At 57.6% G+C, this 13,074-nt stretch carries 5 protein-coding genes; 2 read left to right on the plus strand and 3 right to left on the minus strand.

The annotated features are described in order from the left end of the window. Positions 1 to 4: 4 nt before the first annotated feature. Positions 5 to 5,068 carry a hemagglutinin repeat-containing protein gene (locus ACN9MY_RS20060; RefSeq protein ID WP_426336029.1) on the minus strand — a complete coding sequence of 1,688 codons (5,064 nt, stop codon included), beginning with the start codon at positions 5,066 to 5,068 and terminating at the stop codon, positions 5 to 7. A gap of 47 nt (positions 5,069 to 5,115) precedes the next feature. Here ACN9MY_RS20060 and ACN9MY_RS20065 point away from each other — a divergent pair, with 47 nt between their 5' ends. Next, on the plus strand, positions 5,116 to 6,039 hold the full coding sequence (locus ACN9MY_RS20065; protein ID WP_426336030.1) for an integrase core domain-containing protein: 924 nt from the start codon (positions 5,116 to 5,118) through the stop codon (positions 6,037 to 6,039). 334 nt (positions 6,040 to 6,373) lie between these two features. Here ACN9MY_RS20065 and ACN9MY_RS20070 read toward each other — a convergent pair whose 3' ends face one another. Together ACN9MY_RS20070 and ACN9MY_RS20075 are read right to left on the minus strand one after the other, a co-directional pair. Continuing rightward, entirely contained in the window at positions 6,374 to 6,715 is a 342-nt protein-coding gene (locus tag ACN9MY_RS20070; protein ID WP_426318422.1) for a hypothetical protein, read from the minus strand. A gap of 10 nt (positions 6,716 to 6,725) precedes the next feature. Beyond that, positions 6,726 to 11,708: a hemagglutinin repeat-containing protein gene (locus ACN9MY_RS20075; RefSeq protein WP_426336031.1), complete on the minus strand. Its 4,983-nt coding sequence runs from the start codon at positions 11,706 to 11,708 to the stop codon at positions 6,726 to 6,728. A 47-nt stretch (positions 11,709 to 11,755) separates the two neighbouring features. On the opposite strand from ACN9MY_RS20075, the gene ACN9MY_RS20080 reads away from it, so the two are divergent. Then, on the plus strand, positions 11,756 to 12,679 hold the full coding sequence (locus ACN9MY_RS20080; RefSeq protein WP_426318424.1) for an integrase core domain-containing protein: 924 nt from the start codon (positions 11,756 to 11,758) through the stop codon (positions 12,677 to 12,679). Positions 12,680 to 13,074 lie beyond the last annotated feature (395 nt).

Raw genomic sequence — 13,074 nt, forward strand, 5'->3', positions numbered from 1 at the left:
CTTCTCATTCTTTGGGTTCCGGGAACATCGTGTTGAACTCCCAGCTCCCCTTTGCGTCTTGCTTGTAACGTATGATCATATATGAATCCTTCCCAAAGATTGTATTTCCCGAACCAAGTGGGGCATTCTTTGGCCCATATCTCGTAACGCCAGTAACAAAGTCCCTAAAATCATCACCGAACATGTCACGCAATGGGATTTCAACTTGTGCTCGCCCTGTTGTTGACGCCGACGTGACGTCGATAAATTGCTGACTCCTTCGAGCATAGTCTTCAGCAAATACATATGCCTCATTGGTCTTAACTTTGGTCGCGTGCCGAGCATACTGATGCTCTCCACCATGTACGCCGTCAACGGTAGTTCCCGTCATGGGATCAAGGCCCTCTACGGCACGCTCTTTCAATTGTTGGCCGCTCACAGCAGGCCCGTGCCGCTGAACGCCGTGTCCTTGGTCAATAAGCTCCTGAATTCTGGCCTCAGTTTGGCTGACTATAACTGCCTCACTTGCGGAACTCTCCACCGAATCGACGATCAGCGGCCGGCCGGAATTCGTTGACGGTAATGCCGACTCCCCACCCGCTACCTGCGAAGGGAGCGAACTCGCATTAGTACCTATCTTTCCCGTTTGTACGTCAGATGTCCCATTAGCCACTAATTTCGCATCAAGCGCGCCCTGTGGAATCACGCTGCGGCCAAGATCATCGAAAGTCAACTCGACAGGAATAGCTCTATTTGCATTGGCAGCCGAAGCAATTGCATCAACAGTAGAAGGCGCCGATTTAGCTATCCCTGCCTCTTGCACGAAAGACGGCACTGGCTTCGGTGAAACTGAAGAAGCGATAGTCTGGTCAACAGACGCCGTCGACGCATTTCCTACCGATACCCCCGCTTTCACTTCGTTAGTCGTGGTCACCGCTGGAACTTCCCAGCTTTGGACGCCTGGGCGCCATGGCATCTTACTATTTGAACCGGCAATATTGAAGTCCAAGCTTGTGCCCGCGACTAAATCGCCCTGTGCAACAGTCGATTTACTCATTGTGCCGCCGAGAGTTACTTCGGACTTCGCCGAATTAAATCCCATGACTGCTTCTGCCGCCTTAGCCTCGCTGCCAATTTTTGGCAATCCAAACATTGCATCAACTGCTTCTGTCGAAGCTCGCGCGGCCCTCGTCGCATCGGCTACAGAATTCATCGTACGGGCAGTAACCCATAGCTCCTCCGCACCAGCAACCAAAGCATATCCCCGTGCAAGCACCCCCATCGGCAATGTCAAAATGTTCAACGCGCGCTCAGTCTCATATGCTTGCCTCGCACGGTAATCCTTGGTGCCTTGATCGCTTTCGATTAAAGCAGAGCTCCAAGCAGTTACAGCTGAGGGAGGTGTCCAACCGACTGCCGCGCCGGTAACCCCGTCGCGATGCTGTCCAGCACTGCGATCCAGTTCCACGTAACCCGACTGTGGAACATCTTTCTTCGTCTGGGCTAGATCCTTCTTCGCCTGGGGCAAATCGCCCACCCGAAGCAAGTTATACTCGCGCACGATAGTATGCGATTTTCCGGCGGCAACTTCCGCAGCTTCTATACTCGAATTGGCCATTGCCCACAATTCAGCCGCACGAGCTTTATCACCCTGTTGATCCAGATTCTTGGCAATACGGAGGAATTCGCTGGCTTCGGATCGAAGTTTGCTCTCAACACTCTTGCATTGTGTCAGGTTAGAACATTCAGCAACCTGATCGAGTGTCCGACGACGATACTCTGGGAACTCTAGCGTGGTAACTTTGCTCGGGTTTTTCAGTGCGTTGTTTTCGACAGCGTTGGATGCCACTTGCCCACCGATCGCGGCATCAAGCATGCTTCCGCCATTGGTACCTGACAGCAGTGCCCCAATAGCGCTCGATAATGCGAGAACGTTATTTGCTTGTTCCGGCGTGAGATTGTCACGTTGCAGCACTCCGTTTTCATCAAAGGCCTGCGGATAAAGTTCCTTTGTCAGCACCTGGGCTGCGAGTTCGCCTCCACCGCCGGCCAGCGCACCGCCTGCCGCATTGCCGCCATTCGCATAGGCCAAGGCGGCGCCCAGCACCGCATGGCTCAGGTTTTGCAGCGTCTGGTTTTCGTTGCCATCTTTCTTGAAGTATTCGCCAATTTCGGCGGCAAGATACGGCGCGGCGGCATTCGCAGCGATCTGCGTAACGCTTTGCCCTGCCACCGAGCCGACCAGAATGCCAGTGACGACATTCAATGCGCGGCTCTTGTCGCCGCCGACGCCCCACTCTGCCTGGACCTGTTTGGCGGCATCAATTGTTTTTTCTGCTTCCGCTCTTTGCTCTGCCGTGATATTCGGCTTTTTCAACGTTTCTTCCGCGTCTTTTTGCGCTTTCGCCGCGCCGATTGCGATGTCACCGGCGATCTGCTTACCGGTCGCAATCACGGTTCCCGTTGCGGCCGACATGGCTTGCTGATCCTTCAGCAGCTTCTGCAAATCTGGCAGCTTGTCGAGCGCGGTGTTGGCCTTGCTCGCATCGGTGTTGATGCCCAGGTCCTTGACCGAATTGGTCGTCACACCACCAATGGTGATCTTGCCGTCGGTGACGGTGGCATAGGTCGTGGACCTGTCGCTGCCTTTCTCCACCATCGGCAATCCTGGCGCGACGTTGCCGTCCTTGGCCGTGCCGAAGGCCTGAGTCTGCTGGCTTACCGGCAGGATCTTGCCATCTTCACCCCTGAGCAACTTGCTGCCGCCGCCAGTGCCACCGGCCACACTGACGTTGCTGGCCGAGTACGTCATCTTGTTTTCGATGTTGGACGTGGTCAGCTTGTTGGTCGTCAGCTCGGAGGCGGCAGCATTGGTGCTGGCGATGGCGCCGCCTTTCAGGTCGATCGTGTCGGCCTTGACGTGGTAGCCGCCGTCGCCGGCGAACAGGCCCGATTGCTGTTCCACGCCTGCGTAGGTGCCTTTGCCGTTTTGCTGAGACACGTTGCCCGAAGCACTCCACGCGTTGCCGATCGCGACCTGCACGCGTACACCAACGTTGGACTGTTTGCTGTCGAACGCACTGGTGTCCTGCAGGCTTTCCACGGCCAGCTTGCCGCCAACGTCCGTGTTGATGGTGTTGGCCGTTGCCGTTGCACCTTTCAGCGTGGTGTCGCCCTTGCTGCGGATGTTGATCGTATCGGCTTTGAGCTCGGTGTTGTTGTTGATCGTGCTGTCGTTCTTGTTGTGGCCCTTGCCCATGTTGGCCGCGGCGTAGACGTACACGCCGGTCTGTGCGCCTACCTGGAAGCCAACGCCCGCTTCAAGACCGGAGCTCTTGTTCTTGCCGTCGCTGTGCAGCGTGCTCTGGCTGGCGTCGAGCACGATGTTCTGCGCTGCGTCCAGGCTCAGGGTCTTGCCGGCATTGAGCGTGGCGCCGGTGGCGTGGATGTCGCCGCCGGTGGCCGTCAGGCTGACGTTGCGTCCGCCATTGATGGTGCTGCCCTGCGCTGTGCTGTCGTTGCCGTTGCTGGAATTGCTGCTGCTGGCGAAGCCGATCCCGGCCTCGCCCTTGACCAGGATGCCGCTGCCGGCGCCACCGGTCATGCTGTTGATCGCGCTGGCTGCCTGGTAGGCGTTGGCGGTTGCCGCCATGCGCTGCATCTCTTTCAGGCGGCCGTCGGATTTGCGCGCTGCTTCCACGTTGTTGGCCAGGTCAATCAACGGGGAGCTGATGCGGGCGAAGGTGCCGATCTTCAAGTCGCTGTTCGATTCCTGGTGGCTGCCGGTGTTTTGCAGCGCCGTGATGTCGATCGACTTGGCGGTGATGTTGACGTCATTGCCGGCCAGGACGTTGCTCGACGCCTGGGTGTACTTCTGCCCTGCGGTCAGGTTCACGTCGCCGTTCAGGCTGGAGACGTTGGACGCCACCTGGGTCACCTGGTCGCTGTTGTCCTTGTGCTTTTCGTTGTGGTAGCCGGAGAAGCGCTCGGTGTCGGAAATGGCGACCTTGCCGATTGCCTTATTGTTGCTCTGGTTGGCGTTGTGCAGCGTGTCCTGCGCGCTGGTGATGGTCAGGTCGCGCGCGGCGTTGATCGACAGGTTGCCTTCCGAGACCACGCTGGCGCCGGTCAGTGCGATGTCGCCGGTCTGCGTGGCCATGGTGGTACTGCCGCCGACCGACAGCTTGGTGCCGGTCACGGTGTCGGTGGCGCCGTTGCCTTTGCCGTTGTTGTTGAGCGAACCAATCACCTGCGTTGAGCGCGTGTCGATGCTGAAGCCCGACTTTTTCGAGTCCTGCGACCTGCTTTCCGTGTTGTGGGCCACGTCGAACTTGATGCTGTCCTTGGCCAGGATCAGGGCATTGCCTTCGGCGCTGATCTGGGCGCCCTGGCTGGTGATCGAACCGTCGGTGGCGAGGATGGTCAGGTCTTTTCCGGCAAGGAGGCTGCTGGTGCGCGCTTCGCTGGTGGCGTGGTTTTGCGTGCTGTTGGTCTTCTTCGTTCCGAACTGGGTGTTGACGACCGCCAGCGCTGCCGCGGCGCCTTCTGCCGCACCTTCCGCCTTGGCGAACTCCTTGCCGACGAAACTGCCGGACTTGGAGTTTTCGGTGCTGGTCTTGTAGGCGTCCTTGAAGGCAGCCAGCGGGTTGACCGTGAAGCCTACGCCGAAGCCGGAGGATTTGCCTTGGGTATTCACCTGGCTTTGCATGGTGTTCTGCGCTGCGGCCAGGTCGACGTTCTTGCCGATCAGGGTCAGGTTTTCCTTGGAGGCGATGTCGGAGGCGACCACTTGCAGCGTTTCGCCGGATTTGAGCTTGACGCTGCCGTCCAGGGAGCCAATGCTGGAGGCGTGCTGCGTGACCGTCTCCTGTGAGCTTTGCGAGGAAGTGTTCGACTTGCCATAGCCCGTACTGAGATTGCCCGACTTGAAGCTGACGCTGAAGCCGGACTTCTTCTCTTCCCTGGTGCTGGCGGACTTGCTGGCTTCCTCGGCGCTGACGATGCGCAGGCCACCTTTGGCGTCGATGCTGAGGTCTTTGTCGGCCAGCACGGTGCTGGCCTTGATCAGGGTGTCGCCGCGCCCGGCCAAGCTTTAGCTGTGGCAAGATCGCGCCTTTCCAATCTCGAAGTTCTGCAATGGATTTGCTTCTTGCGATTGCGCTGTCGCTGAACCTGGCACAAATGATTACAGGCCGGCATTTCCTTTGGACTCTGATGCTCGCTGTTCGCCGTCCAAAGAGTGGTGGTCGCCGCCATCGTCGCATCAAACCTGCGCAGACCAATCGACGCAAACCGCAGTGGGTGGTGGATGCCATCATTCGCTTGAAAGCCTTGCAGCCAAAGGCCAGCAACCGCGTGATGGCAGCCCAGTTCAACAGGTTCTATGCGGCATCGCGCCGCATGACCGTTTCCAGCTCCTATGTCCACTACACCGTGCGGGATAACCAGTTGGCCATTCTGCGAAAGCGCCGCGAAATCAAAGCGCAGATCCCATCTAACCAGCCCTGCAATGCGATCTGGGGTATCGACATGAGCGGCAAAGTCGACGCAGCGGGCACGCTTCACATGATGTTCGGCATTCTCGATCACGGCAGCAGAAAAGCACTGTCATTGGTCACCCTCCCTAACAAAACATCGTGGACGCTGCTTGGGTATCTTTGCCTGGCAATTGGACGCTATGGCAAGCCTCTTGCGATTCGCAGCGACAACGAGCGTGTTTTCACTTCGCGCGTGTTTCAGTGGGCGCTGCGCGTTGCCGGCATTCGTCATCAGCGCATTAAGGCTGGCTGTCCTTGGCAGAACGGCCGCATCGAGCGCTTCTTCGGCACACTGAAGCAATCACTCGATTGTTGGCAGGTGGAGAACCAGCGCCAATTGCAAAACGCGCTTGATGTCTTCCGCGATTGGTATTGTTGCATTCGTCCGCATGCACATTTGGACGGTGCGACGCCAGACGAGGTTTGGCAAGGGGTAGATCCGCATCGACGCATGCCAATGCGCGTGGAATGGTTCGCGGCGTGGGATGGCTTGCTGACTGGGTTTCGAATACGCCGACGGTGATGTAGTTCGCAGTTTCTAAGAGTGACGGCGCTGTCCACAGCCGCCAGGGAGGCGATCGTCAATTCATCGCGAACTATGGTGATCTGCTTAAAAAGTGGACAAAAAAATGGCGCGATCCTCGTGGGCGACCGGCTCGTGCCAGCCGGCGTCCACGAGAATCGCGCCTTATTTCTGAGAAAACGGACTATTCCATTGGCCCGCTTCCCTTATTGATCATTTGGACAGGACAGCAAATTGCTGCTTGAATCGGGCGACAACTACCTTGACACGCGCCGCCTTATTGATCGTTTGGACAGGACATGAGAAAACGGGCTAGCCCGTAGGCCCGCCTCCCTTATTGATCATTTGGACAGGACAATAACGGATGGTCGTGTAAGTACCTGTTAAGTTCACTGATGGCAATTCCTGGCGCCCCAACATTAAGCCATTGAGCAAACTCGTCGGGAAATGCGCTCACCCATTTACCATCTTTCATGATCGTATCTACGCGATTACCAAACTCTGAGACAAATCTCAAATGGTATTGGGCAATTGTCCACAGCTTTGCAAGCTCTCGATCCGCTGGCGCACCTTCGAAATCTTCGCTGGTATACGCGGACTCCCCTTCCAAGAGCAAGAGAATGTCCACGGCACGGCCGGCGTTGACAGCTCTCGCAATTAAATCTGATTTGTTCATATCATCAATTCTAAGGCGTAAATTTAACATATTCGGAGCTTGTGAAGATTACATTTTTATATCCCATTGCGTGCATCGATTTCCCAAGAGGAGTCTGCCACACAGCATCCGCAGGGGTAGCCCCCGCATCTCTGGCCGCCCGAAAAGCTTTAAGATTCGTCAACCCGAGTTGTGCCGATACTGAGTTTACGTCATTTATACCGGCAGCTTCAATCGCGTTTGAAATCATCTCGCTCCCCACGCCACGACCAACTATAGAAGTCTCGTACCAATGGATGAATAAATCGCCGTTAGTTGAATTGAAGGTCCCGAGCAAATTGCTTCGTGCCGCAACACTATTCACAACTGCGCCTGTAGTCTTATCAAACTTTTGCCGTGAAGTCAGTTCGATCTCTACGGTAGTGCTCAACGGCTTCACTGAGGTTTCATAATTCAACCCCGTGCGATTCGCTGGAATGAAGCCACTTCCCTCATTTCCTCCAGATTCCGCTGCACCCAGTTTTCGAGTACCAGCGTCTTGCGAGCCTCCTGACGAAAGGCCACCCTTCCCAACGTTATCGTTACTCTGCAAGCCAGAAAGCGATTGCCCTGGCTCTCGCAACGCGACGGAGGGATTGACCGCGTTCTCCGCTGAATCAATAGCCGACGAATTACCTGAATTTGTTGAGGTCGGAACCGGCTCAGCATTTGCCTTAGGTAGTTGCAAGCTCGCTTTGGTAACAAGGTTTCCGCCCTTCGAGTCAGAAACGCCGTTAGCCACTGACCGCGCGTCAAGCTCACCCAGCGGAATAACGCTACGGCCGAAATCATTGAACGTCAGCTCAACAGGGACAACCCTGCTTGCGTTCGAAGCGTCGGCAATGGCTCCAATCGCTGCAGGATTTGCTGTTTGAGCTCGAATCGCGGACGAAGAACTCGTCGGACTCGAAGTCTGCTGCTTTGCTATTGCCGAAGAAGCAGCGGCCCGACCATCGAGAGTCGTTGCTACCTTGGTTACTGCTCCCGTTTGGGACCAACCCCATTTCCCATCCGCCATTTCACCAAGTAGCGATCCGTCTCTCCCCATCAATTGGGTCACACTTCTTGGTAACGCGGCACCATCTTCGGCCATACCTGCTACCAGCCTGGTTCCTGTTCCCAGCCCTCTCGTAAAGACGCCTGCTTCGGCAGCGACCGGAATGAGTGACCATGCGGATGCACCAAGTTGTTCAGGATCTTTTCGGTAAATAGCAAAGATAGTTGAAACGCCAGGCGCCGAGTCAATCATGCCGCCTGCATAGTGACCAGCAGTCGCAAGTGCGCCCTTCGTCACGACAGATCGCAGGAAATCGGACTTCGGAATATAGGGTGTTTCGATACCCATCGCATCGACGTTCGAGCCAAAAATCAGCTCTTTGGAGATGCCCACCACGTCCATGGCTAATTTCCCAGGCCCAGCTAAACTCCCCACCGTCATCTCATAGCCAGCTAATCCGAGGCCCTTTGCTGCCTTCCCAACCGGGTTGAACGTAAAGAAGCCTTCCTCCTCTCCAATGCTCTGCGCTTTTCCAGGAGTCCTGTTCGCCGCTCTTATGAGTTCGGCCACCTTCTCATCGTTTTCCTTCGACAGCGCGAGATATTTCCGATTGATGGCGGTCGCTTCCGTAAACGAACATTTGCCATGATTCCGCTGGGCGCAGAGCGCAAGCTCTTTGTCCTTTTCGTCCATTTGCTTCCGGCTCAAATTGTTGTTCTCGACAGCATTCGTCGCAATCTGACTACCGACTGCGGCATCAAGGAGACTACCGCCTGCGGTACCAGACATCAAAGCGCCAATAGCGCTCGATAAAGTGCTAATGTTATTTGCTTGTTCCGGCGTGAGCTTGTCACGTTGCAGCACTCCGTCGGCATCGAATGCTTGCGGATACAGTTCCTTTGTCAGCACCTGGGCCGCGAGTTCGCCTCCGCCGCCTGCCAGAGCACCACCTCCAACGCTGCCGCCGTTCGCATAGGCCAAGGCGGCGCCCAGCACCGCATGGCTCAAGTCCTGCAGCGTCTGGTTTTCGTTGCCCTCTTTCTTGAAGTAGTCGCCAATTTCAGCGGCAAGATATGGCGCGGCGGCGTTCGCCACGATTTGTGTGCTGCTTTGTCCGGCTACCGAGCCGACCAAAATGCCGGTGACAACGTTCAGCGCACGGCTCTTGTCGCCGCCGATACCCCACTCTGCCTGGACCTGTTTGGCGGCATCAATTGTTTTTTCTGCTTCCGCTCTTTGCTCGGCCGTGATATTCGGTTTTTTCAGCGTATCTTCCGCGTCTTTTTGCGCTTTCGCCGCACCGAGTGCGATGTCACCGGCGATCTGCTTACCGGTCGCAATCACGGTGCCCGTGGCTGCAGACATCGCCTGCTGATCCTTCAGAAGCTTCTGCAAATCAGGCAGTTTGTCGAGCGCAGTGTTGGCTTTGCTCGCATCGGTATTGATGCCCAGGTCCTTGACCGAATTGGTCGTCACGCCACCGATGGTGATCTTGCCATCTGTGACGGTCGCATAGGTGGTGGAGCTGTCGCTGCCCTTCTCCACCATCGGCAGGCCTGGCGCGACGTTGCCGTCCTTGGGCGTACCGAAGGCCTGCGTCTGCTGGCTTACCGGCAGGATGTTGCCATCTTCACCCCTGAGCAACTTGCTGCCGCCGCCAGTGCCGCCAGCCACGCTGACGTTGCTGGCCGAGTAGGTCATCTTGTTTTCGATGTTGGACGTGGTCAGCTTGTTGGTCGTCAGCTCGGAAGCGGCTGCATTGGTGCTGGCGATGGCGCCGCCTTTCAGGTCGATCGTATCGGCCTTGACGTGGTAGCCGCCGTCACCTGCGAAAAGGCCCGATTGCTGGCCAACGCCGGCGTAGGTGCCTTTGCCGTTTTGTTGAGACACGTTGCCCGAAGCACTCCACGCGTTGCCGATCGCGACCTGCACGCGTACACCAACGTTGGTCTGCTTGCTGTCGAACGCACTGGTGTCCTGCAGGCTTTCCACGGCCAGCTTGCCGCCAACGTCGGTGTTGATCGTGCTGGCCGTTGCCGTTGCGCCTTTCAGCGTCGTGTCGCCCTTGCTGCGGATGTTGATCGTGTCGGCTTTAAGCTCGGTGTTGTTGTTGATCGTGCTGTCGTTCTTGTTGTGGCCCTTGCCCATGTTGGCTGCGGCGTAGACGTACACGCCGGTCTGTGCACCGACCTGGAAGCCAACACCCGCCTCAACGCCAGAGCTCTTGTTCTTGCCGTCGCTGTGCAGCGTGCTCTGGCTGGCGTCCAGCACAATGTTCTGTGCTGCGTCCAGGCTCAGGGTCTTGCCGGCATTGAGCGTGGCCCCGGTGGCGTGGATGTCGCCGCCCGTGGCCGTCAGGCTGACGTTGCGGCCGCCATTGATGGTGCTGCCCTGCGCGGTGCTGTCGCTGCCGTTGCTGGAGTTGCTGCTGCTGGCGAAGCCGATCCCGGCCTCGCCCTTGACCAGGATGCCGCTGCCGGCGCCACCGGTCATGCTGTTGATCGCGCTGGCGGCCTGGTAGGCGTTGGCGGTTGCCGCCATGCGCTGCATCTCTTTCAGTCGTCCGTCGGATTTGCGCGCTGCTTCCACGTTGTTGGCCAGGTCAATCAGCGGTGAGCTGATGCGGGCGAAGGTGCCGATCTTCAGGTCGCTGTTCGATTCCTGGTGGCTGCCGGTGTTTTGCAGCGCCGTGATGTCGATCGACTTGGCGGTGATGTTGACGTCATTGCCGGCCAGGACGTTGCTCGACGCCTGGGTGTACTTCTGCCCTGCGGTCAGGTTCACGTCGCCGTTCAGGCTGGAGACGTTGGACGCCACCTGGGTCACCTGGTCGCTGTTGTCCTTGTGCTTTTCGTTGTGGTAGCCGGAGAAGCGCTCGGTGTCGGAAATGGCGACCTTGCCGATGGCCTTGTTGTTGCTCTGGTTGGCGTTGTGCAGCGTGTCCTGCGCGCTGGTGATGGTCAGGTCGCGCGCGGCGTTGATCGACAGGTTGCCTTCCGAGACCACGCTGGCGCCGGTCAGCGCGATGTCGCCGGTCTGCGTGGCCATGGTGGTGCTGCCGCCGACCGACAGCTTGGTGCCGGTCACGGTGTCGGTGGCGCCGTTGCCTTTGCCATTGTTGTTGAGCGAGCCAATCACCTGCGTCGAGCGCGTGTCAATACTGAAGCCCGACTTCTTGGTGTCCTGCGACCTGCTTTCCGTGTTGTGGGCCACGTCGAACTTGATGCTGTCCTTGGCCACCATCAGGGCATTGCCTTCGGCGCTGATCTGGGCGCCCTGGCTGGTGATCGAGCCGTCGGTGGCGAGGATGGTCAGGTCCTTGCCGGCAAGGAGGGTGCTGGTGCGCGCTTCGCTGGTGGCGTGGTTTTGCGTGCTGTTGGTCTTCTTCGTGCCGAACTGGGTGTTGACCACCGCCAGCGCAGCCGCGGCGCCTTCTGCCGCGCCTTCCGCTTTGGCGAACTCATTGCCGACGAAACTGCCGGACTTGGAGTTTTCGGTGCTGGTCTTGTAGGCGTCCTTGAAGGCAGCCAGAGGGTTGACTGTGAAGCCTACGCCAAAGCCGGAGGACTTGCCTTGGGTATTCACCTGGCTTTGCATGGTGTTCTGCGCTGCAGCCAGGTCGACGTTCTTGCCGATCAGGGTCAGGTTTTCATTGGCGGCGATGTCGGAGGCGACCACTTGCAGCGTTTCGCCGGATTTGAGCTTGACGCTGCCGTCCAGGGAGCCGATGCTGGAGGCGTGCTGCGTGACCGTCTCCTGTGCGCTTTGCGAGGAAGTGTTCGACTTGCCATAGCCAGTACTGAGGTTGCCCGACGAGTAGCTGACGCTGAAGCCGGATTTCTTCTCTTCCCTGGTGCTGGCTGACTTGCTGGTTTCTTCGGCACTGACGATGCTCAGGCCACCTTTGGCGTCGATGCTGAGGTCTTTGTCGGCCAGCACGGTGCTGGCCTTGATCAGGGTGTCGCCGCGCCCGGCCAAGCTTTAGCTGTGGCAAGATCGCGCCTTTCCAATCTCGAAGTTCTGCAATGGATTTGCTTCTTGCGATTGCGCTGTCGCTGAACCTGGCACAAATGATTACAGGCCGGCATTTCCTTTGGACTCTGATGCTCGCTGTTCGCCGTCCAAAGAGTGGTGGTCGCCGCCATCGTCGCATCAAACCTGCGCAGACCAATCGACGCAAACCGCAGTGGGTGGTGGATGCCATCATTCGCTTGAAAGCCTTGCAGCCAAAGGCCAGCAACCGCGTGATGGCAGCCCAGTTCAACAGGTTCTATGCGGCATCGCGCCGCATGACCGTTTCCAGCTCCTATGTCCACTACACCGTGCGGGATAACCAGTTGGCCATTCTGCGAAAGCGCCGCGAAATCAAAGCGCAGATCCCATCTAACCAGCCCTGCAATGCGATCTGGGGTATCGACATGAGCGGCAAAGTCGACGCAGCGGGCACGCTTCACATGATGTTCGGCATTCTCGATCACGGCAGCAGAAAAGCACTGTCATTGGTCACCCTCCCTAACAAAACATCGTGGACGCTGCTTGGGTATCTTTGCCTGGCAATTGGACGCTATGGCAAGCCTCTTGCGATTCGCAGCGACAACGAGCGTGTTTTCACTTCGCGCGTGTTTCAGTGGGCGCTGCGCGTTGCCGGCATTCGTCATCAGCGCATCAAGGCTGGCTGTCCTTGGCAGAACGGCCGCATCGAGCGCTTCTTCGGCACACTGAAGCAATCACTCGATTGTTGGCAGGTGGAGAACCAGCGCCAATTGCAAAACGCGCTTGATGTCTTCCGCGATTGGTATTGTTGCATTCGTCCGCATGCACATTTGGACGGTGCGACGCCAGACGAGGTTTGGCAAGGGGTAGATCCGCATCGACGCATGCCAATGCGCGTGGAATGGTTCGCGGCGTGGGATGGCTTGCTGACTGGGTTTCAAATACGCCGACGGTGATGTAGTTCGCAGTTTCTAAGAGTGACGGCGCTGTCCACAGCCGCCAGGGAGGCGATCGTCAATTCATCGCGAACTATGGTGATCTGCTTAAAAAGTGGACAAAAAAATGGCGCGATCCTCGTGGGCGACCGGCTCGTGCCAGCCGGCGTCCACGAGAATCGCGCCTTATTTCTGAGAAAACGGACTATTCCATTGGCCCGCTTCCCTTATTGATCATTTGGACAGGACACGCAGCGGACTTGGAAGATGGCCGCCAACCAGTTTGCCATCCTGTTTGGGGAACGTTTTACCAACGCGATCAATTAACTAAACCGCGACCCCGGCACACAAAATTCCTGACAGGTCCCGTGGGCGACCGGCTCGTGCCAGCCGGCGTCCACGAGAATCGCGCCTTA

It is taken from the genome of Pseudoduganella sp. R-31, assembly GCF_049913235.1.
In the GTDB taxonomy this organism is placed as follows: Bacteria; Pseudomonadota; Gammaproteobacteria; order Burkholderiales; family Burkholderiaceae_D; genus Rugamonas.